General features: G+C 72.4%; 24 protein-coding genes and 1 pseudogene. 11 read left to right on the top strand and 14 right to left on the bottom strand.

Features of this window, described 5'->3' with window-relative positions:
• Positions 1 to 246 precede the first annotated feature (246 nt).
• The 3 genes from RIF65_RS05005 to RIF65_RS05015 form a co-directional block, all read right to left on the bottom strand.
• Positions 247 to 900, bottom strand: a complete 654-nt coding sequence (locus RIF65_RS05005; RefSeq protein ID WP_309066812.1) for a response regulator transcription factor — start codon at positions 898 to 900, stop codon at positions 247 to 249.
• Positions 897 to 2111: a sensor histidine kinase gene (locus RIF65_RS05010; protein WP_309066811.1), complete on the bottom strand. Its 1215-nt coding sequence runs from the start codon at positions 2109 to 2111 to the stop codon at positions 897 to 899. The genes RIF65_RS05005 and RIF65_RS05010 overlap by 4 nt, the downstream gene beginning before the upstream one ends.
• Positions 2112 to 2190: 79 nt before the next feature.
• Positions 2191 to 3258 (bottom strand): FAD-dependent monooxygenase, encoded by a 1068-nt coding sequence (locus tag RIF65_RS05015; RefSeq protein ID WP_309066810.1) that lies wholly within the window; start codon positions 3256 to 3258, stop codon positions 2191 to 2193.
• Between the two features lie 152 nt (positions 3259 to 3410).
• Between RIF65_RS05015 and RIF65_RS05020 the strand changes: the two genes are divergently transcribed.
• The gene (locus RIF65_RS05020; RefSeq protein ID WP_309066809.1) at positions 3411 to 4973 is read left to right on the top strand and encodes a multicopper oxidase family protein; all 1563 of its coding nucleotides are present in this window, start codon (positions 3411 to 3413) and stop codon (positions 4971 to 4973) included.
• A gap of 74 nt (positions 4974 to 5047) precedes the next feature.
• On the opposite strand, the gene RIF65_RS05025 is transcribed toward RIF65_RS05020, so the two are convergent.
• On the bottom strand, positions 5048 to 6004 hold the full coding sequence (locus tag RIF65_RS05025; protein WP_309066808.1) for a S41 family peptidase: 957 nt from the start codon (positions 6002 to 6004) through the stop codon (positions 5048 to 5050).
• A 140-nt stretch (positions 6005 to 6144) separates the two neighbouring features.
• Here RIF65_RS05025 and RIF65_RS05030 point away from each other — a divergent pair, with 140 nt between their 5' ends.
• The 4 genes from RIF65_RS05030 to RIF65_RS05045 all read left to right on the top strand — a co-directional run bounded on the left by RIF65_RS05030 (position 6145) and on the right by RIF65_RS05045 (position 9039).
• Positions 6145 to 6510, top strand: a complete 366-nt coding sequence (locus RIF65_RS05030) for an ArsR/SmtB family transcription factor (protein WP_309066807.1) — start codon at positions 6145 to 6147, stop codon at positions 6508 to 6510.
• A complete protein-coding gene (locus tag RIF65_RS05035; protein WP_309066806.1) occupies positions 6507 to 7529 on the top strand; it encodes a cation diffusion facilitator family transporter in 1023 nt (340 codons plus the stop codon). Before RIF65_RS05030 ends, RIF65_RS05035 begins: the two co-directional genes overlap by 4 nt.
• Before the next feature lie 206 nt (positions 7530 to 7735).
• Positions 7736 to 8848 carry an iron-containing redox enzyme family protein gene (locus tag RIF65_RS05040; protein WP_309066805.1) on the top strand — a complete coding sequence of 371 codons (1113 nt, stop codon included), beginning with the start codon at positions 7736 to 7738 and terminating at the stop codon, positions 8846 to 8848.
• Entirely contained in the window at positions 8848 to 9039 is a 192-nt protein-coding gene (locus tag RIF65_RS05045; RefSeq protein WP_309066804.1) for a CDGSH iron-sulfur domain-containing protein, read from the top strand. Before RIF65_RS05040 ends, RIF65_RS05045 begins: the two co-directional genes overlap by 1 nt.
• A 78-nt stretch (positions 9040 to 9117) precedes the next feature.
• Here the strand turns inward: RIF65_RS05045 and RIF65_RS05050 are convergent, their stop codons facing one another.
• Positions 9118 to 9453, bottom strand: coding sequence for a hypothetical protein (locus RIF65_RS05050; RefSeq protein WP_309066803.1), 336 nt, complete (start codon positions 9451 to 9453; stop codon positions 9118 to 9120).
• Here RIF65_RS05050 and RIF65_RS05055 point away from each other — a divergent pair.
• Entirely contained in the window at positions 9434 to 10363 is a 930-nt protein-coding gene (locus tag RIF65_RS05055; protein ID WP_309066802.1) for a hypothetical protein, read from the top strand. The genes RIF65_RS05050 and RIF65_RS05055 overlap by 20 nt on opposite strands.
• A gap of 1 nt (position 10364) precedes the next feature.
• On the opposite strand, the gene RIF65_RS05060 is transcribed toward RIF65_RS05055, so the two are convergent.
• Together RIF65_RS05060 and RIF65_RS05065 are read right to left on the bottom strand one after the other, a co-directional pair.
• A complete protein-coding gene (locus RIF65_RS05060) occupies positions 10365 to 11051 on the bottom strand; it encodes an NADPH-dependent F420 reductase (protein ID WP_309066801.1) in 687 nt (228 codons plus the stop codon).
• Positions 11048 to 11557 (bottom strand): O-acetyl-ADP-ribose deacetylase, encoded by a 510-nt coding sequence (locus RIF65_RS05065; RefSeq protein ID WP_309066800.1) that lies wholly within the window; start codon positions 11555 to 11557, stop codon positions 11048 to 11050. The genes RIF65_RS05060 and RIF65_RS05065 overlap by 4 nt, the downstream gene beginning before the upstream one ends.
• A 100-nt stretch (positions 11558 to 11657) precedes the next feature.
• Here RIF65_RS05065 and RIF65_RS05070 point away from each other — a divergent pair.
• From RIF65_RS05070 to RIF65_RS05080, 3 genes and pseudogenes are all read left to right on the top strand, one after another.
• Positions 11658 to 12255, top strand: a pseudogene (locus RIF65_RS05070) (NADPH-dependent FMN reductase).
• Positions 12256 to 12371: 116 nt separating this feature from the next.
• Complete coding sequence (locus RIF65_RS05075) at positions 12372 to 12896, top strand: UdgX family uracil-DNA binding protein (RefSeq protein ID WP_309066799.1); 525 nt, start codon at positions 12372 to 12374, stop codon at positions 12894 to 12896.
• 7 nt (positions 12897 to 12903) lie between these two features.
• Entirely contained in the window at positions 12904 to 13404 is a 501-nt protein-coding gene (locus RIF65_RS05080) for a metallophosphoesterase family protein (RefSeq protein WP_309066798.1), read from the top strand.
• Between the two features lie 36 nt (positions 13405 to 13440).
• On the opposite strand, the gene RIF65_RS05085 is transcribed toward RIF65_RS05080, so the two are convergent.
• The 4 genes from RIF65_RS05085 to RIF65_RS05100 form a co-directional block, all read right to left on the bottom strand.
• Complete coding sequence (locus tag RIF65_RS05085) at positions 13441 to 13698, bottom strand: DUF7218 family protein (RefSeq protein WP_309066797.1); 258 nt, start codon at positions 13696 to 13698, stop codon at positions 13441 to 13443.
• A 110-nt stretch (positions 13699 to 13808) separates the two neighbouring features.
• Positions 13809 to 14336, bottom strand: coding sequence for a DUF488 domain-containing protein (locus RIF65_RS05090; RefSeq protein WP_309066796.1), 528 nt, complete (start codon positions 14334 to 14336; stop codon positions 13809 to 13811).
• Positions 14333 to 14788: a pyrimidine dimer DNA glycosylase/endonuclease V gene (locus RIF65_RS05095; RefSeq protein ID WP_309066795.1), complete on the bottom strand. Its 456-nt coding sequence runs from the start codon at positions 14786 to 14788 to the stop codon at positions 14333 to 14335. The genes RIF65_RS05090 and RIF65_RS05095 overlap by 4 nt, the downstream gene beginning before the upstream one ends.
• The gene (locus RIF65_RS05100) at positions 14785 to 16953 is read right to left on the bottom strand and encodes an MMPL family transporter (RefSeq protein WP_309066794.1); all 2169 of its coding nucleotides are present in this window, start codon (positions 16951 to 16953) and stop codon (positions 14785 to 14787) included. The genes RIF65_RS05095 and RIF65_RS05100 overlap by 4 nt, the downstream gene beginning before the upstream one ends.
• A gap of 103 nt (positions 16954 to 17056) precedes the next feature.
• Here RIF65_RS05100 and RIF65_RS05105 point away from each other — a divergent pair, with 103 nt between their 5' ends.
• Together RIF65_RS05105 and RIF65_RS05110 are read left to right on the top strand one after the other, a co-directional pair.
• The gene (locus tag RIF65_RS05105; protein WP_309066793.1) at positions 17057 to 17437 is read left to right on the top strand and encodes a hypothetical protein; all 381 of its coding nucleotides are present in this window, start codon (positions 17057 to 17059) and stop codon (positions 17435 to 17437) included.
• Positions 17438 to 17518: 81 nt separating this feature from the next.
• Entirely contained in the window at positions 17519 to 18331 is an 813-nt protein-coding gene (locus RIF65_RS05110) for an ankyrin repeat domain-containing protein (protein WP_309066792.1), read from the top strand.
• 17 nt (positions 18332 to 18348) lie between these two features.
• On the opposite strand, the gene RIF65_RS05115 is transcribed toward RIF65_RS05110, so the two are convergent.
• The 3 genes from RIF65_RS05115 to RIF65_RS05125 are packed head-to-tail and all read right to left on the bottom strand — an operon-like array spanning position 18349 to position 24109.
• The gene (locus tag RIF65_RS05115) at positions 18349 to 21837 is read right to left on the bottom strand and encodes an error-prone DNA polymerase (RefSeq protein WP_309066791.1); all 3489 of its coding nucleotides are present in this window, start codon (positions 21835 to 21837) and stop codon (positions 18349 to 18351) included.
• The gene (locus RIF65_RS05120; protein ID WP_309066790.1) at positions 21837 to 23390 is read right to left on the bottom strand and encodes a DNA polymerase Y family protein; all 1554 of its coding nucleotides are present in this window, start codon (positions 23388 to 23390) and stop codon (positions 21837 to 21839) included. Before RIF65_RS05120 ends, RIF65_RS05115 begins: the two co-directional genes overlap by 1 nt.
• Positions 23390 to 24109 carry a hypothetical protein gene (locus RIF65_RS05125; RefSeq protein WP_309066789.1) on the bottom strand — a complete coding sequence of 240 codons (720 nt, stop codon included), beginning with the start codon at positions 24107 to 24109 and terminating at the stop codon, positions 23390 to 23392. Before RIF65_RS05125 ends, RIF65_RS05120 begins: the two co-directional genes overlap by 1 nt.
• Positions 24110 to 24132: the final 23 nt, after the last annotated feature.

A 24132-nucleotide genomic window follows, 5' to 3' on the forward strand; every position in this document is an offset into this window, starting at 1 on the left:
CCTGCTCGCATCGTCGTCGGCGAGGGAGATCGAGGGCGTCGAGCAGGCGGGTGCACTCATCGGCGTCGCCGCGGCAGCACCTCCCGGGACGTGCCGGCCCGGCGCCCTCGCGCGCATGCGGCTGCTGACGGTGGCGGGCTCGCTCGGACCGGCCACTTCTACAGCGGATTCGGCCACGTCGTCGTGGGGGAGCGGGAGATCCTCGGCGTTCCGACGTGGTTCATGCGCCGGCCGCCGGCCTGAGCCTCACTCGATGACGAGTCCCGACCGGTGCGCCATGACGACGAGCTCCGGACGGTCTCGCGCACCGAGCTTCCCGAGGATGCGGCTGACGTACGTCCGCGCGGTGGCGGGACTGAGATGCAGTCGGGCTGCGATCTCGTCGTTCGTGTCGCCGTGCCCGATCCGGGCGAGCACCTCCCGCTCCCGGCTGCTCAGCAGCTCCAGTCGCGGGTCGGGCGTGGCGGCGGCCTGTCCGGACGCGACCAGATTCATCAGCCGCTCGGTGATGGCGGGCGAGAGCAGGCGCTCGCCGCGGCCGGCGCGGCGGACGGCGTCGCGCAGCGCGTCGCGCGGCGTGTTCTTGAGCAGGTAGCCGACCGCGCCGGCCCGGATGGCCTCGACGATGTCGTGATCGTCATCGAAAGTGGTGAGCACGACCACGTGCGTGCGGGCCAGCGCGTCGTCGGCGCGAATGGCGCGCGTCGCCTCGATGCCGTCCATGACCGGCATCCGCAGATCCATCAGCACCAGGTCCGGGCGATACTTCCGCGCGGCCTCCGCCCCGCGCCTGCCGTCGGTGGCCTCGGCCACGACGGTGATGCCCTCGTCGCGGGTGAGGAGGGTGCGCAGGCCTGCACGCACCAGGTCCTGGTCGTCGACGAGGATGACCGTGGTCATGCGCTCACCGCCAGCGGAATCGACGCGCGCACGGCGAAGTCGGCGCCCGCGCGCCCGGCGGAGAACGTGCCGCCGAGCAGGTTGGCGCGTTCCCTCATACCGACCAACCCTGTGCCGTCACCCGCGGCGGCGTTCGCCGGCGTCGGCGCTCGCTCGGAGACCCCGTCGTTGACGATGCTCACCTGCACTTCGCCCTCCTTCTGATCGATGTCCACCCGGATGTGCGACGGGACAGCATGCCGCACGGCGTTCGTGATCGACTCCTGCACGATGCGGTACACCGCCGCCTCGACTGCCGGCGGCAGCGGTCGCGCCACAGAGATGCGCGTGTCGACCTCGACTCCCGCCTGTCGCGCCGGGTCCACGGCCGAATCGAGGTCGGTGATCCGCAGCGGCGCCGGCGCCGCCCCCTCCTCGCGGCGCAGGCCGGCGACGGTGCGCCGCAACTCCTCGAACGACGCGGATGCCGTACCGGCGATCACCCGCAGCGAATCCCTGACCGTCGCGTCGTCGGCATCCGTTCTGCTCTCCGACTCGACCGCCTCGTCGGCGATCTGCGCGTGCAGGGCGATCACGGTCAGAGCGTGGCCGACCGAGTCGTGCAGCTCCCTCGCGATCGCGAGCCGTTCCGCCGTGGTGCGCCGCTCCGTCTCGCGTCGGTATCGTTCGGCGACAAGGCCGGCGATCTCGGACGCCTGCCGGCGCAGCGCACGGCGCGAGCGCACCCCGTCTCCGAGGGCGATCGCCCCGCCCAGGAGCAGCGCGTGCCCGGGGAGCTCGTAGCCGACGACCACGGCGGGATCCTGACCTGTGGCAAGGCGATAGGCGATCGACACGGCGAGCACCGACACCGATGCCACGATCGGAGCGACCAGCCGCCCCTGCTCCGCCGCGGAGAACACGGCGGCGGCGAGCGGCACCGAGACACCGATCGCCGGGTACCCGGCCGCGTAGTACGACAGCACCGCTCCCGCCGACAGGAGCACGACGATGACCGGATACCGCCGACGGACCAGCATGAGGCCGCCGAGCCCGACGGCCCACAGATACGCCCACCCTTCGGGCTGAGTGTTCTCGACGTCGGCCGCGATGAACAGCGACACCACGAGGGCCACCCCGATGCCGAGCAGGACGTCCAGCACCCACGGAGCCGGTTGGGAGTCGTCGTCGACCCCGCCGGGACGCACGGGCACGAGAGGCTTCTCGGTCATGCGTTCATGGTAGGTCGGGCATGCACGGGCCGGCAGTCGCCTGCGGGCGACATCGGCGGCGGCCCCGACATCCCAGGCGTCACCCCGTTCGATCCGCCCTCGCAAGCAGCACCCGCACGGCGACGTCACGCAGCGCCGCGCCGCGCTCGGCCGTCGCGACCCGGTTGAGGATACGCGCGGCGGAGACGATTCGGCGCGTCCGTCGCCGGCGAAGCCGATCGTATCGGCGCAGGGCGTCGTCGATGGCGGTGTGCGCCTCGAGCGCATCGGCCAGGGCGACGGCGTCGACCAACGACTCGCAGGCACCGCGACCAAGGTTCGGCGCCATGCCGTGCGCCGCGTCGCCGAGCAGCACGACGCGATCCTTGGCGTACCGCTGTGCCAGCGAGACGTCGACGAGCGTGCGCCGGTCGATCTCCGCGCCATCGAGCTGGTCGAGCACGCGCTGCACACCGGGATGCCAGGTCGCGAACGCGTCGCGGAGCAGATCGGCGCTCCGTCCGCTGTCGCCCGCGCCATCTGCTCTCCCGCCCGGCCCGCTCTCGACGCGGCTACGGCGGAGACAGGCGAACCAGTTGGTGCGTCCGTCGTCCATCGGGGTGATGCCGAACAGCATGCCGGCACCCCACGTCTCCGACACCGACACCACCGGTCGCTCCAGCACCCCGCGGAACGCCACCGTGCCGAGCGGGCGCTCGACTCCGACGCCCCAGTGCCGGGCGCGGATCGCGCTGTGCACGCCGTCGGCGCCGACGACGAGGTCGGCTTCCGAGAGCGCGTCGGTTGGATTCCATCGCTGCCCCCACAGCACGGCGTCTTCCGGCAGCCGTTCGAGCAGCGACGTGAGCAGTCTCTCCCGCGAGATCAGGTACGCCGCGCGGGAGTCGGGGATGCGGCCGATCACCGCACCGCGCGGGTCGAGGATCGCGGCGCCACGGCTGAACGCCGCTCGACGGCGCACGGGCTCGGCGGCGCCCAGCCGGTCCAGTACGCGCATCGCCTCCGGCCACATGCCGAGCGCCGTGCCGCCGGGCGCCAACGCGTCACGTCGCTCGTGCACCCGGACGCTCCAGCCACACGCGTGCAAGGCCGCCGCGGTGGCAAGACCCGCGATCCCCCCGCCGACGACGACGGCACTCCTCGTCATGGCGCATCCTCCTCGGTCCCCCGGCGCAGACAGGTGTGGAACATGAGCACATGCTCCGTCCGCCTTGCGCCTCGCTGCAGTCGTCGCGGGGCGACGCATCTGTCGATGTCGGGCGGACGAGACCCGCGCCCGTGCGTCCGTACCGTGCTGGCATGTCGCTCACACTGGACGCGCCTCGCCCTCGCCGGAACCCGTGGCGGAAGGGGCGTTTCGCCGGCCCTGCCATCCTCGCCGGGTCGCTGCTGACCGTCGCGGCGACGTTCACGGCATGCGGGATGGACTCTGGGTTCGGTGATTCATCGGTGTTCGTCCCTGACGCGCCCGCCTCATTCGACACACCGCTGCCGATCCCGCCCCTGGCGGATTCCACCGTGGTCGACGGCGTGCGGGTGTTCTCCCTCACCGCGCAGGAAGGGCGCACCGAGTTCCTGGATGGCAGACCGACCACCACCTGGGGGTTCAACGGCGACTATCTCGGCCCGACCCTGCGCGCGGAACGGGGCGAGAAGGTCGCCGTCGAGGTGCGCAACCGGCTCGACGAGACGACGACCGTGCACTGGCACGGCATGCATCTGCCGGCAGCGATGGACGGCGGCCCCCACCAGCCGATCGCCGCCGGTGGCGAGTGGCGGCCGGAGTGGCGCATCGATCAGCCCGCGGCGACGCTCTGGTACCACCCGCACCCGCACGGGCAGACTGAGGAGCACGTGCTGCGGGGCCTGGCGGGGCTGTTCCTCCTCGACGACGAGAACAGCCGCCGCCTGGCCCTGCCTGCGCAGTACGGTGTCGACGACATCCCGCTGATCGTGCAGGACAAGAAGTTCCGCGACGACGGCGAGTTCCAGTTCGACTCCGAGGGGAACGAGATCGGTCTGCTCGGAAACGTCGTCCTCACCAACGGCGCGTGGGGAGCCGCGCTCGACGTCACCACCGAGCTGGTGCGGCTGCGAATCCTCAACGGTTCGAGCGCGCGCACCTATGATTTCGCCTTCGAGGACGGACGCGAGTTCTCCTTGATCGCCACGGACGGAGGGTTGCTCGAGTCGCCGGTGAGCACCGACCATGTGCGACTGTCGCCGGGGGAGCGGGCCGAGATCGTCGTGCGGCTCGCGCCCGGCACCGAGGTCATGCTCCGGTCGCAGCCGGCTGACCTCGGTGATGTGGTCGTGCCGGCGGCGTTCGGCGGCACCGACGAGTTCGACGTGCTGCTCCTGCGCGCCGCCGACACGCTGCGCCCGTCGCCGCCGCTGCCGGCGCGGCTCGCCGAGATCGACCGGCTCCGCGAGGAGGATGCCGACAACCACCGCATCTTCGAAGTGCAGGACCGTCAGATCAACGGCCGCAGCATGGACATGGACCGCATCGACGAGATCATGCAGATCGGCTCGACCGAACTCTGGCGGGTGACGAACCTCGACCGCTTCCCGCACAACTGGCATGTGCACGACGTGCAGTTCCAGGTCCACGACATCGACGGTGCGCCGCCGCCCCCCGAGCTGCGCGGCTGGAAGGACACCATCTACCTCGAACCGCGCCGGGCCTACCGCATAATGATGCGGTTCGAGGACTACGTCGACGACGAGAAGCCGTACATGATCCACTGCCACCTGCTGCTGCACGAGGACGAAGGGCTCATGTCGCAGTTCGTCGTGAGCAGGGACGGGCCCAGCCGCAACGCGGACGGCGACGGCCAGAGCGGAGGGCACGCGCATTGACCGGTCGTGATGCGGATCGCCCTCCGCGCGCCCGCGCCCGGTCCAGCCGGCGCTGAATCCCTCCGGCGCCGCGATCAGCGCCGTTCCGCCCGGCCCTCGGCGCGTGCGTCCCGTCCGGCGCCGGCACGGCCGGCGTCCCGCGCGTCGTGCGCCGTCGTCAACGCGGCCGCGAGCGGGTCGTCGTCCTCGCCGACGAAGACATCCGGCCGTACGCCGACCTGATCCCAGTTCGATCCGGTTCTCGGGTCGATCGGTGCGCCGGTGGAGATGTACACGTGGAAGCCGCTCGGCTCGGCGAAGCAGTGAACCGGGTTGGCCGCGCCGACCGTCCGCCGGCCCACGACGGCGCCTCGTCCCGTGCTCTGCAGCGCGTACGCCATGCCCTCGGCGGCGGATGCCGTCCGCTCGTCCACCACGGCGAAGACGGGCATGTCGCGCAGCCTCGACCGCCCGCGGGCGGGGCGCGTCCATTCGTCGTGCTCGCCTCCGCCCGCTCTCCGGAACGTGACCACGTGGACCGGCTCGGCCCCCAGGAGCGGGGTCAGAAGGCGGGTCACCATCGTCGGCCATCCGCCCGGGTTCTCGCGCAGGTCGATCACCGCGACATCGCACTCCTCCAGCCGCCGCAGGCACTCCTCGGCGAGGTGGGCGGCGCGCGCGTCGCTGGGGTCGTCGAACCGACGCACCGTGAGCACCCCGATCCGTCCGGTGCGGCGGAACGACAGGGCGGGGCCGCCACGCCGGTCCTGCGATGCCGCGGTGAGGGACGGGGGAACGCCCCAGGAGACCGAGAAGTGCCGGTCGTGCCTGCGCAGCAGTGACGTCAGCTCGGACGCGAGCGCCGAGCAGGCGATTCCGGGGCGGCGGGCCTCAGACGCCCGCAGGTCCTCCGCGCAGACGCGCGCCACGGCGGGGAACACGTAGTTCCTCTCGATGAGATCCGCGATCGCGAGCATCACGCGGCGCTGATCGGCGGGAAGCAACCAGCGCTCGCGCCTCGGGCGCTCCGTACTGGTGGTGTTCTCCGGCATCCGGCATCCCTCCACGGTGAGCAGTGCCTGCGAGCGTAGGCGAGGGAGGGTGGTCGCCGCGTCGCCGGAGAGCGTCGTCCCAATCGCCCCCGGGCGACTCTCCCCGCCCCTCCGCTCACCCGATCTGCAATGATCTGCGTATGCATGCAGGTGACCGAACGTGTGGCCTCGACCCGGCGAGCCCGTTCGCGGAACTGGCCGCCGAGGTGTTCCGGCTGCTGGCCGACGCGACGCGCGTGCGGATCGTGCTCGCGCTGCGACGGAACGACGAGCTGCCGGTGAACAGCCTCGCCGAGATCGTCGGGAAGTCGCCGGCGGCCGTGTCGCAGCATCTCGCCAAGATGCGCATGGCGCGCATCGTGACCACGCGGCAGGACGGGCAGCGGGTGTTCTACCGGCTCGCCAACGAGCACGCCGGCCAGCTCGTGCGGGATGCCGTCTTCCAGGCCGAGCACGCGCTGAGCGACCGGCCCCGCCACCACCACAGCGCCGGTGCCGACACATGACTAAGCGCAGCCACCGGAACCCCGGCCACACCCACCACGACCACGGCCTCGACAACGATCACGACGCCCACCCTCGCGGCATCGCCGGCGTGCTGCACCACATCTTCGTGCCGCACAGCCACGACGCCGCCGACGCGATCGACGATGCGCTCGAAGCCCACACCGAGGGCGTCCGCGCCCTGAAGATCAGCCTCGTCATCATGCTGGCCACCACCCTCGCGCAAGCCGTGATCGTCGCGTTCTCGGGGTCCGTCGCGCTGCTCGCGGACACGATCCACAACTTCTCCGACGCGCTCACCGCGGTGCCGCTGTGGGTCGCCTTCGTGCTGTCGCGGCGGGCGCCGACGCGCCGGTACACCTACGGGTTCGCCCGCGCCGAAGACCTCGCCGGGCTGTTCATCGTCCTGATGATCGCCCTCTCCGCCGCCGTCGCGGCCTGGCAGGCGGTCGAGCGCATCCTCGACCCGCGGCCCATCTCACACCTCGGCTGGGTGATCGCGGCAGGATGCATCGGGTTCCTCGGCAACGAGATCGTCGCCGTGTACCGCATCCGTGTCGGCCGCCGGATCGGCTCGGCGGCGCTCGTCGCCGACGGCGTGCACGCCCGCACCGACGGCTTCACCTCCCTCGCCGTGGTGCTCGGCGGCATCGGTGTCCTGCTCGGCTTCCCCCTGGCCGACCCCATCGTGGGGCTCCTCATCTCCGCCATGATCGTCGTGCTGCTGATCGGCACCATCCGCTCCGTGGGGCGCCGCCTCATGGACGGCATCGAACCCGAGCTCGTCGACTGGGCAGAGCACGCGCTGCAGCACGTTCCGGAGATCGTCTCCGTCGACCGCGTGCGCCTGCGCTGGGTGGGACACCGCCTGCACGGCGATGCCGTGGTGCGGGTGCCGGACGTCACCCTCGCCGAGGCCGACCGGATCGCCGCCGCCGCGGCGGCATCCGTCAGACGCCATCTGCCGAACGTCGACGACCTGCTGGTGCGGATGACGACGGGGGAGGACCGGTCGTCCTGATCGCCGGCGCGGCGAAACCCTGCAGCGCAATGGACCGGCACCCGCGGCGGCCCGGCGCCCGCGGCGGCCCGGCACCCGCGGCGGACTCTGCCGGATCCGGTCGTCCCCGTCAAGCCCGTTCACCCGGGCCGACGCCCCCGCATACGCTCCGAGTGGCCGCGATCGGCTGAGCGAGGGCCAGCAGCGGCGGCCGGAACGGATGCGAGATGACACTGACGACCACGGACGCAATCGACGAGCGCGCAGGCCGGCCGGCTCACGGCTTCGCCGAGCCGCCCTTCCACGCCCGCGGCCCGGTGAGCGCGCAGCTGCTCACGGCGCTGCGCCGGCCGATCGCCGAGGCGGGCGACACCCTGTCGGGGTTCGCCGACGCCGTCACCGCGGCGGTCGCGGAGTGCCAGGACATCGTCCGCGACGACGACCTGCAGCTCACCCTGCTGATCCTGCACGGCCTGCACTACGGCGGGGTGGTGGACGCAGACGAGGACTGGGAGTGGCACCCGGTGACGGTCGCCGCACGCGTCGAGATCGAGCGGGCCTTCGAGCAGCACCTGCGGGAGCAGATCGGCGAGGTGCCGCTGCCCGACGCGGACGCCGAGTCGGTGGCATCCGCTCTGTTCGAGCTCACCAAGCCCACGCCCGGGCCGAGCGTGTCGCGCTTCGTGGCGAAGAAGGCGACCGACGAGCAGGTGCGCGAGTACGTCGTGCTGCGCTCGGTCTACACCCTGAAGGAGGCCGATGCGCAGACGTGGAGCATCCCGCGCCTCGAGGGCCGCGCGAAGGCCGCCATGGTCGAGATCCAGGCCGACGAGTACGGCGGCGGCCGCCCCGACCGCATGCACTCGGCGATCTTCGCGCGCACCATGCGCGAGCTCGGTCTCGACGACACCTACGGCGCGTACCTCGACGCCGTCCCCGCCCTCACGATCGCGTCGTTCACGATGATGACCATGTTCGGGCTGAACCGGCGGTTGCGCGGCGCGAGCGCCGGTCACTACGCGGCGTACGAGATGACCTCGTCGATCCCGAACAAGTTCCTCGGCGACGGGTTCCGGCGCCTGGGCTATGGACCCGAGGTGACCGACTACTTCGACGAGCACGTCGAGGCGGACGCCGTGCACGAGCAGATCGCCGGCCGCGACCTCGCCGGCGGCATCGCCGAGCAGGAGCCCTCGCTGCTGGCGGACGTCATCTTCGGCGCCCGCGCGTCGATGCTCGTCGACGGCTGGGCGGCCGACCACACCCTCGAGGAGTGGACCGCCGGCCGGTCCGCCCTCCGCACCCCGATCGCAGCGGTCGGCGAGACGGGACTGCGCTGATGGGCGACACGCAGATCGTGGCCTGCACGGACGGGCCGCTGCTGGTGCGAGGCGACTTCGACCTGGTCTCGGCGACCGGTGAGCCGGTCGAGCGCACCCGCCGCACCGTGGCGCTCTGCCGGTGCGGGGTCTCGGCGATCAAGCCCTTCTGCGACGGCACCCACAAGCTGGTCGGGTTCCGCACCGGCTGACTGCGGCGCGTCCGCCCCCGGCCGTACGATGAGCGCATGAGCACGGCGTACCGGCGGTGGTTCGCATCGCTGCATCCGTCACTGCAGCTGGTGCTGCTGCAGCTGTGGATGCCGTTGTTCTTCATCGTGATGTTCTGCGTCTGCTACATCGCGGCGTTCCACGCCCCGGCTCCGCACGACGTCCCGATCGGCGTCGTGGGGGACGCCCCGCAGGCAGACGAGGCGATCGATCAGGCCATCGGCGGGTCGGCGGTGGTCACCCGCTTCGACGACGCCGACGACGCGCGCCGGGCCGTGCTGCGCGGCGACGTCGCAGCGGCGTACGACCCGGCCGAGCCCGCGCTTCTCGTCGCCACCGCGCACCAGGCGCAGGCGGGCGACGCTGCTGCAGCGGATGCTGCTGCCCGCACTCACCGTCGACGGCGAGGCACCAGCGGTGCAGGAGCTCGCCCCACTCCCGCCGCACGACGCTTTCGGGATGACCCCGATGTACCTCATGCTCGCGTGGTGCATCGGCGGCTACATGACGGCCATGTTCATCGGCCTGATGGGCGGCCCGCTCGGCCACCGCACCCGTCTCGCCGTCATCATCAGCCTCGGGCTCGGCATCTCGCTGGTCACCAACCTGCTCGCCGGACCTGTCATCGGCGCGGTCTCCGGGCATTTCTGGCCTCTCATGCTGATGGCGTGGGGATGGATCGTCGCCATCGGTCTCGCCGTGAATGGGCTCAGCTACTTCTTCGGACGCTTCATCGCACTGCCGTCCATGGTGATCTTCGTGTTCCTGTCCGTGCCGGCCTCCGGCGCGGCCTACCCGCCATGGATGATGCCGGAGCCGTTCGCCTGGCTGAATCACGTCGTGGTCGGCAGCGGCATCACCGAGATGATCAAGCACGAGGTGTACGCGGTCGGCCCCAGCCACAGCCGGGGGCTGATCATGATGGCCTGCTACGCCGTGGCCGGTCTGTTGCTCATGCTGATCGGCAAGCCGTACTGGGAGACGCGCCGAGCGCGCCGGGTCGTCGCGGGCCGCACCACGATGTTCATCGACGCGCAGAAGGCGAACCGCGACTTCCTCACGGCGGAGCGCAGCAGGATCCTCGCCCAGCACTCCCTGGAGGCCACCGAGACCGGCACGATCCGCCCCCTCGACCTGGAGGCCGAGGAACGGCGGGAGAACGCCCGTCGAGCTTTCGAGAACGAAACGGATGGCGGGGAGGCGGTGCTCGGAGCGCCCGGCGGCATCGAGCACAACGGCATCGACGACATCGACCCCCGGTTCGGCGATGAACGTCGTGACCGCCGCGACGGGCCCGACCGGTGAGTCAGCCGCGCGCCCTCGCCACGACGATCCCACGCTGCGAGGTGGGGAACCGGTCCAGCATGGCGCGCAGCTCGGCGGCATCCACGTCGGCGCCGAACGCCTCCGCGCCCGGCTCGAGCATGATGCCGGATGCCAGTGGCCCCGCCACCACCGGATCGAAGCCCAGATCGTCGACCAGTCGCGCGACGGCGGCCAGCGCATCAGGGTCGTCGCCGGCTATCGCGATCGCCTTGCGCCCCGGCGCGGCGTGCGGGCGCGCCTCGTCCTCGAGATCCTGATAGCCCATGTGGTTGAACGCCTTCACCACTCGCGACTGCGGCAGGAACCGCTGCACGAGCTCGCTGGTCGACGTGCGCGGATCGTCGAACTCGGGACGGATGCCGTCGGCCGCCCACCAGTAGTTCATCGCGTCGATCACGATCCGGCCGCGGAGCTGCTCCACGGGGATCTCGCGGTGTCGGCTCAGCGGGAGGGCCAGCAGCACGGCATCCGACCGCTCGGCGGCCTCCACGGCGCTCACCGCGATGCCGCCGACCGCGGCGACTCGCCGCGAGATCGGCGCCGGATCGCCGGAACGCGCGACGAACACCCGGTACCCCGCTTCGGCGGCGAGCCGCGCCAGCACGAGGCCCGCTCGCCCCGCCCCGAGGATGCCGAGGGTGCGGATGCGATCCGCCGAGTCGGTCACCACGCCCCCTCGCGCAGCTCGCGCTCGATCGCCGCGTGGATCGGCGGCTCCCTGGCGACCAGTCGCACCTCGGCGACGTCGGTGTCCGCCGCGAGAATCGTGCGCACGGCGGTCGCGATCGCGTCGTCCAGCGGCCACGCGTAGATGCCGGCGCTGATCAACGGGAACGCGATGCTGCGGGCGCCCAGCTCGTCGGCCACCTGCAGGGAGCGCCGGTAGCAGGACTCCAGCAGGCTCCTGACGCGCTCGCCGGCGGCGTGGTTCGGTCCCACGGTGTGGATCACCCACCGTGCGGGAAGGTCGCCGGCGGTGGTCCAGCCCGCGTCGCCGGTGGCGAGCCCGTCCGGGAAGCGGCGGATGCAGTCCGCGAGCACCTCGGGGCCGCCGACCCGGTGGATCGCACCGTCGACGCCACCACCACCGCGCATCCGGCGGTTCGCGGCATTGACGACGGCGTCCACCTCCTGCGCGGTGATGTCGCCGAGAACCGCGTGCACGACAGCCATCCCGCCATTCTGACCGCAGCACAGAAATCCCGCATCCCCCTGGCTTTCGGTGGGGAGGTGCGGGTATACCAGAGGACATCCGACCAGAAAGGAACCCCTCATGCCCCACCGCATCGGATACCTCGTCGGGAGTCTCGCCAGCGACTCCATCAACCGGGTCCTGGCGAACGCGCTCGTTCACCTCGCGCCCGACAGCCTCGAGCTGCAGGATCTCGATCCGCGAACTTCCGCTGTACAACCGCGATGACGAGATGTCGCCGGTGCCGGCGGTGACGGCGTTCAAACAGGCCGTGGAGCAGTCCGACGGGCTGCTGTTCGTGTCGCCGGAGTACAACCGGTCGATCCCCGGAGCGCTCAAGAACGCCATCGACTGGGGATCCCGCCCCTGGGGCCAGAACTCGTTCGCGCGCAAGCCCACCGGCATCATCGGAGCGTCGGTCGGCGCGATCGGCACCGCCGTCATGCAGTCGTCGATGCGCAGCGTGCTCAGCTTCCTCGACGCGCCGCAGCTGAACGCGCCCGAGGCGTACATCACGTTCAAGCCGGAGATCTACGGCGAGGACGGCTCGGTCAAGGACCCGAGCACCGAGAAGTTCCTGCGCCACTACATGGACGAGTACGCCGCGTTCGTGGAGCGCGTGCTCTCGGCCACGCTGCCGGGCCACATGGGTGACTCCGACCCGGACACCATGCACTGACGACATGGACCGGCCCGGCGCGCAGCAGTGGGTCCCCGAGGCCGGGGGCCTGCGCGCCCTGCGGGACGCGGCACAACGAGTGCCGCGGGTGCGAGCTGTGGCAGGACGCCACTCAAGTGGTGTTCTCCCGCGGCTCCCGCCGGGCTCGGCTCATGCTCGTCGGCGAGCAGCCCGGCGACAAGGAGGACCTCGCCGGCGAACCCTTCGTCGGGCCCGCCGGGCGGGTGCTCGCCGACGCCATGGACCGAGCCGGCATTCCGAGGGACGACGTCTACCTCACCAACGCCGTCAAGCACTTCCGCTTCGAGCGGCGCGGCAAGCGCCGCATCCACGAGAAGCCGGGCGTGGCGCACATCGAGGCGTGCCACCCCTGGTTGGACGCCGAACTGGCGCTCGTCCGCCCGCGGGTGATCGTGGCGCTCGGCGCGACCGCCGCACGCGCCGTGCTCGGCCGCACCGTGAAGATCGGCGAGGTGCGCGACGACGTGCTGGAGTCGCCCGACCCGTCGGGTGCGCCGGTGGTCGTGACCGTGCACCCCTCGAGTCTGTTGCGGATCCCCGACGAGGCGGACCGTGCGGACGCGCTCCAGAGGTTCACCGCCGACCTCCGCCGGGCAGGGCAGCTGGCGCACGCGCGATGATGGAGGCGTGACCACCGCACTGCTGCTGCTCGCCGACACGCACGTCCCGGCGCGTGCCCGCCGCCTTCCCGACGCCGTGCTGGATGCCGTGGATGCAGCCGACCTCGTCGTGCACGCCGGCGACTGGATCGATCTGGCCACACTCGACGTGCTCGAGGCGCGTGCGCGCCGGCTGGTGGGCGTACACGGCAACAACGACGGGACGGATCTGCGCGGCCGACTGCCGGAGGTCGCACGGCTGACGGTGGAAGGACTGCGGATGGCGGTCGTCCACGAGACCGGACCCGCCCGTGGCCGGGAACAGCGCATGGATGCCGCGTTCCCTGATACCGACGTCCTGGTGTTCGGGCATTCGCACATCCCGTGGGACTCGGTGACTCCGGCGGGGATGCGGTTGCTGAATCCGGGTTCGCCGACGGACCGGCGGCGCCAGCCCGTCTGCACGATGATGACCGTGACCGTCGACGGGAGGCGCATCGTGCCGCGGCTGATCCCGGTCGAACGCTGACGCCGGGCCTGGCGGGCGGATGCCGGCGGCGACGCGTCAGTGATCGCGGAGCATCTTGATCAGCTCGGCCTTCCGCTTGCCCGAATATCCTTCCAGACCGAGCTCCTTGGCGCGCTTGCGCAGCTCGTCGACCGTCCAGTCGTCGTAGGAGCCGGACTCGCCTCCGCGCTTGCCCACTTTCGAGCGTCCGTCGCGGGCGGCGGCGTTCGAGATGCGGGCGGCCTTCTCCTTGGACGCGCCCTCATCGCGCAGCTTCTCGTACAGCTTCTCGTCCTTCAACTCCGGCTGCGGCATGGTGACCTCCTCAGGAAACCCTGGCGGCGCGCCGGGCGCGCCGCACTTCCCGCACAGTACGTCCGTTCACCGCCGACGGTGGACGGCCTTGACAGGCCGCGCCCGCCCTCCTATGCGCGGGGATACGTCACCGAGCCGTCCGCGCCGAACGTCGCCTCGGGCGTCGGGGTGGCCGGGACGACCCTTCCTCCCGGCATGAGGTGCAGCACCTCCTCGCCGGCTGCCAGCAGGTGGTCGGCGATGATCCGCCGGTGGCAGCGCCACCACACGGCCTCCGCGCACATGATCGCTGTGCGTCGGCCCTTCCCGCCCTCGCGCAGCGCCGTCACGCCGGCGCGGAACTCGCCCGACAGCGCGTAGTCGGCGTAGTTATGGAAGCTGCGGTTGCGCCAGGCGCCGTTGACAGCGGGGTCGACTTCGACGGCGCGCCCGCGCAGCCCGCCCAGCTCTGCGATCCGCTCGTACTGCACCCCGGCGTCCGGCAGCTCGACCGACAGCACGGTGTCGTCGAACTGCGGATTCCTGCGCGATCCGGGCATCTTGCGCACGTCCACGAGGCGGTCCACCCCGGCATCCGTCAGCAGCGTCACGAACTCCGCCAGCGCGTGGTCCGAGTGCCCCACGGTGAGGAAGGTCATGTGCTCGGTCCGCCCTCCGGCATCCGCGCCCGCTCCCAGGATTCGATGGGGCCGGGCACCACGTGGAACAGCGGATGCGGGGTCGGCACGTCGAGCCGCCACCGCTCGGCGACGTCAGGGCTGCGGACCGCGAGCCGCGCACCGAGGTGGGCCCATTCCAGGGCGAGCTGGCCCTCGGTGACCGCGAGCTCGGCGGCGGACGTCCCGGGCCGGATCACGCGCGTGCGATCGAAGCGATAACCGCGCGCGTCGGCTTCGTCGGCCAGTGCGCTCAGATACGCGCCGATCGCGGCGACGGGATCCGGCTGCGCACGGAAGCGCTCCAGCTGCGGGTGATGCCGGTAGCCCCGGGTGCGCTCGGCGAGCACGGCCTGCGCGAGCAGGCTCTCGCGCCAGCAGGCGACCAGACCGATCCGGTCGAGCTGGCCGGGGTGCAGCGACCAGATCCTCATCGCTCGTCCCGTCGTGCCAGCGTCGACGGCCACCAGATCGCGCGTCCGATGTCGTAGGCCAGCGCCGGAACGAGCAGCGACCGCACCACGAAGGTGTCGAGCAGCACCCCGAGAGCGACGATGAACGCGATCTGCACGAGGAACAGGATCGGGATGACCGAGAGGGCGGCGAACGTCGCCGCCAGCACCAGGCCCGCCGAGGTGATCACCCCGCCGGTGACCGCGAGTCCGCGCAGCACGCCCTCGCGGGTGCCGTGCCGCAGCGACTCCTCGCGCACCCGGGTCATCAGGAAGATGTTGTAGTCGATGCCGAGGGCGACGAGGAACACGAACCCGAACAGCGGGACGGCCGGGTCGGCACCGGGAAAGCGGAACAGCCCGTTGAAAACGAGGGCGGAGATGCCCATCGCCGACCCGAACGACAGCACGGTGGTGAGGATCAGCAGCACCGGCGCCACGACGGCGCGCAGCAGCAGCATGAGGATGACGAGGATGACGCCGAGGATGACGGGGATGATCACCGTGCGGTCATGGATCGACGCCGCGTTCGTGTCGACGGCCGTCGCGGTGACGCCGCCGACCAGGGCGCCGGTCGGCTCGAGATCCGCGCGCAGCGCGACGACGGTGCGTTCGGCGGCCGCCGAGTCCGCGGCATCGGTCAGGGTTCCCTGCAGCAGCACCCGGCCGTCGATGACCTTCGGTTCGGGCGCCGGCGTCCCGGGCGGTCCGAACGCGGCCACGCCGTCCTCGGTCACCGGGGCGCTGCCGGACGGGGAATCGGATGCCGTCACCGCGACGGACTCCACGCCTCCCTCGGCGAGCAGCACGTCGGCGGCCTCCTGCAGGCGCGTTTCGTCGACGAGGACGTAGACCGGGCTGCCCGAGCCGCCGGGGAAGTGCTCGCCGAGCACCGCCTGCCCGTCGCGGGCCTCCGACTCGCCGAGCACCAGCTCGGACTGCGGCACCCCGCGGGCGTCGAGCTGGACCACGCCGATGGCTGCGATCCCGAGCGCCACCGCGGTCGCGATCCACGTGACACGGTGTCGCCGGCGCACGGCGCGGGCGAGCCGTGGCCACAGCCCGGGCCCGGCGAGCGGATCCTCATCCGCGACGCGCTGCGGCTCGAACGCTGGACGACGCGGCCAGAACGCCGCCCGCCCGCACACGCCGAGCAACGCGGGCAGCAGTGTGAGCGCCGCCAGCATGGCGAACACGATGCCGATGGCGGCCACGGGACCCAGTGTGCTGTTGGATTTCAGGTCGCTCAGCAGCAGGCAGAGCAGCCCGGCGATGACCGTGCCGCCCGAAGCGAGGATCGGCTCGACCGCACCCTTCCACGCACCGCGGACGGCCGCCCACCGATCCCGGGTTCCGCGCAACTCCTCACGGAACCGGGCGACCAGCAGCAGGGAGTAGTCGGTGGCCGCGCCGATCACCAGGATGAACAGGATGCCCTGGGTCTGACCACTGAGCAGCAGGATGCCGAGCTTCGCCGCCCACCACACCACCAGCAGCGCCACGCACAGCGCGAACAGGCTGGTGCTCAGCACCACGACCGGCAGCAGCACCGAGCGGTACACGACGACCAGGATCACCAGCACCGCCAGCAGCGCGACGAGCAGCAGGATGCCGTCGATCCCGGCGAACCCGGCGACGAGGTCGGCGGTGAACCCGGCGGGCCCCGTGACGTACACGTCGACGCCGTCCGGCACCGCCGCGCGCAGATCGGAGGAGAGCCCGGCGGACACGTCGCCGACGTCGGCATCCGTGTCGACCGGCACGAAGGCCTGTGCCGCTCGGCCGTCGTCGGAGACGATCACGGGGGAGGAGCCGTCCCGCACGCCCTCGGCGTCGGTCGCGGACATCAGGGCGTCGTCGAGCCGTTCCCGCAGCGAGTCGTCGATAGCCCGGTCCGCTTCGAAGACGACGACGGCCGGAATGGCATCCGAGCCGAGGAATTCGTCGAGGGCATGCTGCACGGTCGTGGCGGCGGCGGACTCCGGCAGGTAGGTGGTGCGATCGTTCGAGGAGACCTCGTCCACCTTGCCGAACAGGGGGCCGCCGAACGAGGCGCCGGCGAGCCACAGCAGAATGACCATGGCCGAGAGCAGCTCGCGCAGGACGCGGCGGGGCGTGCGGCGGCGGAGCTCGGCTCTCGTCGTCATCCGCACCCTCCCGTCCGTGTCTTCGACGCTAGCACCGGCCGCACGCGCCCGCTCCGCCGCGGAACACAGAGCCGGCCGCCCGTGCGCGGCCTAGAGTGAGTCCATGGAGAGAACGCTGGTCGTGGCGGCCTCCGCACCCGTTCCGCGCGGCAACCGGGTGGAGGTCACCGAGGTGCGCGCGGGCGAGACGGATGCCGGCCAGATCGTCGCCGTGCACGACCTCGACCGCGGCATCCGCTACCGCCTCCGCGAGGTTCCCCGTCAGCGGGTCGACGTGTGGCGGGCGCAGGTGCGCGAGTGCACCGTCGAGGACACCGCGGGCGGGCCGCGAACGACCCTGTCGGTCACCACCGGTGACCCGGCCGAGTCCGCCGCGGAGGCGCTGCGCGAGGCGGATGCCGCGGCGGCCGCGGCAAAGGCGGAGTCGGACCGCTGGGGCGGCGCGGACCGCCCGCCGGCGGAGGTGCCGGAACGGTTCTGGTGACCGTCGCGTCATCCGATCGGATGGTCGGATGACGACCGCACGGCCGATGCCGGCCTCGCGCAGCAGGGGCAGACTCGGAGCATGACATCGCGCCCGCTCGCCCTCCTCGCCGTGGTCGCCACCGCCCTCGCGCTGGTCGCCTGCGCACCGGCATCCGCCCCGCCGGCAGCGGACGAGCCGTCGGCCGGGCAGCAGGACCTGGACGCGCAGCTGCGCGACGCGGCCTGGGCCGACGACGTCGACGGTGCCGCCGAGCTCATCGCCCGCGGCGCCGACGTGAACGCCAAGGACGACACCCAGCAGTCGGCGTACCTGATCGCGACCAGCGAGGGACACCTCGAGCTGCTGCGGCTCACGCTCGCGCACGGCGCCCGCGTGGACGACAAGGACAGCTGGAACGGCACCGGCCTCATCCGCGCCGCCGAGCGCGGACACGGGCACGTCGTCGGCGAGCTGCTGCGCGCCGGCATCGACCGGGACCACGTCAACCGGATCGGCTACCAGGCCATCCACGAGGCGGTGATCTTCGGGGAGGACACCCCGGAGTACGCCACCACGGTCCGCGCGCTCATCGCCGGCGGCGTCGAACTGGACCGCCCGTCGGGGAACGAAGGGCGCACTCCGCTGCAGATGGCGGAGGATCGTGGGCTGGACGGGCTCCGCACCATCCTCGCCTTCGCGCGGGATGCCGAGGTGCCCGCCGATCCGGACGCGGCGCTGCGCGCCGCCGCCCGCGCGGGGGACGCGGATGCCTCGGCCGTCGCGCTGCGCGCTGGCGCGGCGATCGACGTACCCGACCCGGAGTCCGGGCGGACGCCGCTGCAGGATGCCGTCTCCGGCGGCCACGACGCGGTGGCGGACCTGCTCGTGGCGATGGGGGCGGACCGGGGCTGACGGCGGGCCGGGCCCTGTCAGCGGAAGTCCCGGGACCGGTGCGCCAGCCCGGTACGCAGGTCCTCGAACGCGTCGGCGAGCACGTTGGACACACCCTCGGGGGAGCGCTCCAGGATGCCGCGCACGATGAGCGCCGGCGAATCCCTGGCCACCCGGCGGTAGCGTGCCCACACGCCGGTGGAGCAGACCACGTTCACCAGCCCGTGCTCATCCTCCAGGTTGAGGAAGGTGACCCCGGCGGCGGTCGCCGGGCGCTGCCGGTGGGTCACGATCCCGGCGACCTCGATGCGCCGCCCCGCCTCGTGCGTGCGCAATCGGGCGGAGGTCAGCACGCCGCGCTCGTCGAGCTGCGCCCGGAAGTGCGCCATGGGGTGGTCGTCGGTGGAGATCCCGGTCGCCCACAGGTCGGCCGCCAGGCGTTCGTAGCCGGTCTGGTCGGCGAACAGCGGCGGCTGCACCGCGACGACCGTGCCGGGCAGGAAGCGGGCCCTGTCCTCGGCGGCCGCCCCCGCCATCCAGATCGCCTCCCGCCTGCTCAGGCCCAGGCACTCGAAGGCGCCGGCGGTGGCCAGCGCCTCCAGCTGCGCGGCGGTGGCGTCGGTCCTGCGGACGAGGTCGTGCAGATCCCGGAACGGCCCGTCCTGCTCCCTGGTCTCGACGATCCGCTCGGCCAGGGCCGTGCCGATGCCCCGGATGCCGGAGAACCCGAGCCGCACCGCGTACCCTCCGTCGCGGCGGTGCGCGGCCGACTCGTCGGGGGCGTCACGGTCGAACAGGCCGGGCGCCGGCTGATCGGGGCTCAGGCAGGAGTCCATCCCGGTCGGCCCGGCATCCGCGCCGATCCGCTCCAGGCCGTCGGTCGCGGCGGAGGCGTGCAGGTCGGGGCGCAGCACCCGCACCCCGTGATGGCGGGCGTCGGCGGTCAGCGACGAGGGGGAGTAGAAGCCCATCGGCTGTGCCCGCAGCAGACCGGCCAGGAACGCGGCCGGGTAGTGCAGCTTCACCCACGAGCTGGCGTACACCAGCAGCGCGAACGACAGGGAATGCGATTCGGCGAAGCCGAAGTTCGAGAACGCCTGGATCTGCGCGTAGATGCGGTCGGCAGCCTCGCCGGTCAGCCCGTGCCGGGCCATGCCGGAGTACAGCGACTCCCGGATGCGGTCGATCCTCTCCAGTCCGCGCTTGGAGCCCATCGCCCGGCGCAGCAGGTCGGCCTCGTCGGCGGTGCAGTCGCCGAGCACCGTGGCCATCTGGATCAGCTGCTCCTGGAACACCGGCACGCCCAGGGTGCGCTCCAGGACCGGCTTCAGAGCAGGGTGAGCGTAGGTCACCGGGTCGTGCCCGAGCTTGCGGCGCACGAACGGGTGCACCGCCCCGCCCTGGATGGGGCCGGGCCGGATCAGCGCGATCTGGATCACCAGCTCGTAGAACGCCCGCGGCTGCAGACGCGGCAGCAGTCCCATCTGCGCGCGCGACTCGACCTGGAACACCCCGATCGAGTCCGCCCGGCAGAGCATGTCGTACACAGCCGGCTCCTCCTTCGGCAGTGACTGCAGGGTCCAGCGCTCCCCGGTGGTCTCGGCGATGAGATCGAAGCTGTGCTGCAGCGCCGACAGCATCCCGAGCCCCAGCAGGTCGAACTTCACCAGGCCCATCCAGGCGGCGTCGTCCTTGTCCCACTGGATGACCGTACGCCCAGGCATCCGCGCGTGCTCGACCGGCACCACTTCGCCCACAGGGCGGGCGGTGAGCACCATCCCGCCGGAGTGGATGCCGAGGTGCCGCGGCGCCTTGAGCAGCTCGTCGGCGTAGCGGAGCACGTCCTCGGGGATGTCGTGCCCCTCGGCGGGGGCGAGCCCCGAACTCCACCCGTCCACCTGCTTCGACCAGGCGTCCTGCTGGCCGGGGGAGTGCCCGAGCGCCCTGGCCATGTCGCGGACGGCGTTCTTCGGCCGGTACTGGATGACGTTCGCCACCTGCGCGGCGCGCTCGCGGCCATACTGCTCGTACACCCACTGGATGATCTCCTCCCGCCGGTCGGAGTCGAAGTCCACGTCGATGTCGGGCTCCTCCTCGCGGGTGGTGGCGAGGAAGCGCTCGAACGGCAGGCGGTACAGGATCGGGTCGACGGCGGTGATGCCGAGCAGGTAGCACACTGCGCTCGCCGCGGCGGAGCCACGACCCTGACACAGGATGCCGCGCCGCCGCGCCTCCTCGACGATGCCGTGCACGATCAGGAAGTAGCCGGGGAAGTCCTTCTCCTCGATGACGTTCAGCTCGCGTTCGATCCGCGACCGGCCCTCATCGTCGAGGCGCGGGTACAGTCGGGGAACCGCCTCCCACACCAGGGCGCGCAGGTGGCTCATCGGAGTACGGCCCGCCGGCACGTCCGTCTGCGGCAGGGCGGGCTTGGCGCGCCGCAGCGGGAACGCGCACTCGGCGGCGATCCGCAGCCCGTTCTCGATCGCCCCCGGATAGCGGCGGAACCGGCGGGTCATCTCGGCACCGCTGCGCAGATGGGCGCTGCCGTGCGCGGGCAGCCAGCCGTCCAGCTCGTCCATGCTGCGGGTGGCGCGCACGGCGGCGACCGCCTCGGCCAGCCGGGCACGCTCGGGCGCGGCGTAGTGCACGTTGTTCGTGGCGACGACGGGCAGGTGCAGCCGTGCCGCGAGATCGGCGAGGGTGTCGTTGCGGCGGGTGTCGAGCGGATCGCCGTGGTCGATGAGCTCGACCGCCACCTGATCGGCGCCGAACAGGTCGACCAGGCGCCGGAGCGGGGTCTCCGCGTCGCCCTGGGCGAGGCCGCGCCGCACGCCGCCCTTGCGGCATCCGGTGAGGATCGTCCAGTGCCCGTCCGCGCTGGCCACCAGGTCGTCGAGGTCGTACCGCGGGCGGCCCTTCTCGCCGCCGCGCAGCTGCGCGCGGGTGATCGCCCCCGACAGCCGGTGGTAGCCCTCCACGCCGCGGGCGAGCACGAGCAGGTGATCGCCGAGCGGGTCGGGGGTGCCGGTGCGGGCGGGGCTCTTCGATCCCCACGCCCCACTCCGGCCGTCGCTTCGCGACGCCCGGAGCCTCTGGGGCGCGTGGGCCCGGCTCAGGGACCCATCGAATGTATCGGCGCCCAACGTGAGCTCGGCGCCGAAGACGGTCTGCACGCCGGTGAGCTCGGCGGCCTCGGCGAAGCGCGCCGCGCCGTAGAAGCCGTCATGGTCGGTGATGGCGAGGGCGGTGAGCCCCAGCGCCTCCGCCTCGGCGAGCAGCTCGTCGGGAGAGGAGGCGCCGTCGAGGAAGGAGTACGAGGTGTGTGCGTGCAGTTCCGCGTACGGCACCGCGTCCACCGGTCGCGCCGACGGGGGCGGCTCGGCCGGCGGACGGTGCCTGCTGAGCGGGCCGGGGTCGACCCGCGGCCCCTCCGGCTCCGCCGACGCGGGGACGGGGTCGGTCGGCGCGCTCAGCGTGCGCTCCAGATCCGACCAGCTCAGCCGCGGCTTGTTGTCCCATCCCATCAGCGGTACCTCCCCTCTGCCCACCAGTCGCCTCCGGAGTGGAACACCAGCCAGGCGCGGTGCCGGGCGTCCAGCAGCTGGAAGCGGTGCCCGTCGCGCGCCCGTTCGGCATCCCACCGGTGTTCGCGGACCGGCCACGGTCCCGCCCAGCCGATCACCTCCTGATCGTCGATGGATGTCGGAGGACACGACACCTCCCCGCGGGGGTCCACCCGCACCTCCGCCCCCTCCGGACCCCGCACCCGCACCGGTCGGGCGGGGTCGAACACCTCGGCCGGCAGCGGGCCGGGCAGGCTCCCCGGCCAGGGGCGGGACGGGTCGCGCTCCATCACGGGGCGCTCGCCCCACGGGGTGAGCACCTGCCGTTCGGCGAGCATGCGCCCTCCGGACACCGCGGCGGTGACGACGCCGCGGTGCCCCAGCAGCGTCTGCACGCGGGAGACGGCGTGGTGCAGGCGCTCGTCGGTTCCCGACCCGAACAGTCCTGGCTGATGGTGGGCGGCGTCGTCGACGGCGACGGGCACGATCCGCACCCCGACGATGCCGCGGAAGGAGTGCGCGGCGTCGGCGTCCTCCGGGACGTCCGCGACCAGGGACTCCAGCTGCCAGCGCACCCGGTCGACGAGGTCGCCGGCCTCGAAGCAGGTCGGGTGCAGCCAGGTGCGCGAGGACACCCCGCCGTCATCGTCGGTGAGGTCGATGCGCACCTCCGTGCACACCACCGACGCGTCGGCGAGGGCGAGCAGCACGGCATCCGCCGTCTGCCGCACCGCGAACGCGATCTGGTCGGACTGTCCGAGCGGCGTGTCGAACTCGATCTCCCTCGCCAGCTCCGGATCCGGCGGTCGCGGCGACAGCGGGCGGGAGTCCGCGCCGCGGGCGAGAGCGTGCAGCCGCGCGCCGTGCTCGCCGAGGCGGTCGCGCACCTCGAGGGCACCCAGGGCGGCGAACGCGCCGAGGGTGGACACGCCCAGCCGCTGCAGTAGGCCGGTCAGCTCCTCGTCGCCGAGCACAGCCACGGGAAGGGGAGCGAGGAAGGCGGCCGATCCGCCCGGCGGCACCACTGACCAGCCGTCACCGGCAGCCTCCGCCGCCTTGGCCGCCAACTCGGCGGTGAACACCCCGTCCGCCACGCCGACCCGCACCTCGGGGCAGCCGGCGTCGGCGAGGACCCGGCGCAGCGCCGCGGCCGCCTCGCCCTCGCCGCCGTGGTAGCGGGAGATGCCCCGGGAGCGCAGGGCGGCGAGGCCGGGACGGATCAGGTGCACCCCCGGGGCGTGCGCCTCGATCAGGCGCAGCATCGGCAGGAAGGCGCGCTCGTCCCTGGAGGAGTCGTGCGGCAGCATCCGCAGCGACGGCAGCCGGCCCTGCGCGAGCCGCCGCCGTTGCCCCACCCGCACGCCGTGCTCGCGCGCCGACGCCGTGCACGCCACGACGTGGTTGCCGTGCACGAGCGCGGTGGGGGGATGCGGGGGAGCGGTGCCGAGCACGGCGCGCAGCGGCCAGTCAGGGAACCACAGCACGTGCATGCGGGTGGGCTGCGGGGCGTCCATCACGCCACCGCCCAACTCGGATGGGTCGGCAGGGCCTGGGATGCGGTCGGCGCGGCCTCGACGGCGCCCAGGCTGCCTGGTAGCCGCACCCGCACGCTCTGCGGCCGCGGGGAGGAGCGGGTCTGCGCGGTCAGGGTGACCGTGCGGTCGGAGAGCAGCCCCCACCCCTCGCCCAGACCCTCCCAGTGCGGGTCGTGCAGGGTGATCAGGCCCTCGCCCTGCGGCCAGTGCGCGGTGGTCAGCAGCGTGCAGCCGCGGTCGCGCAGACGGGCGGCGAGACGCGCGGCATCCGCATCCCGCACCGGGGTGGCGGGGTTCATCGCGATCAGCGGCACCACCTCGGCCAGCGCCGAGACCACCGCCAGCCACCGCTCGCCCGGCGAGGGGACCAGGATGAGCCGGTTCAGGTCGACACCGGACGCGGCGGCCGCCTCGAGACCCAGCGTCGGCATGCCCACCGCCGCGCACCAGCTCCCGCGTCGCGAGGCGGCGCTCATCAGGGCGAAGATCAGGCTGGGCGAGGGGGAGATCGAGTACACCGTGCCGGTCTGCAGGCCACCTTCCGGCAGCAGCCCCTGCAGGGCGGGATCCAGCGGCAGCACCGGGTCGTTGCTGCGGCGCCGCTGCATCCGTCCGATTTCGCGGCGCAGGCGGAGGATCTCTCCCGCGCGCCGGTCGGCGGGAGAGGGCGTCGACAGGGCGCTCACTCCGTTCGGCATATATCCATCCTCGAAGAGATATT

Source organism: Microbacterium sp. (assembly GCF_031180975.1).
In the GTDB taxonomy this organism is placed as follows: Bacteria; Actinomycetota; Actinomycetes; order Actinomycetales; family Microbacteriaceae; genus Microbacterium.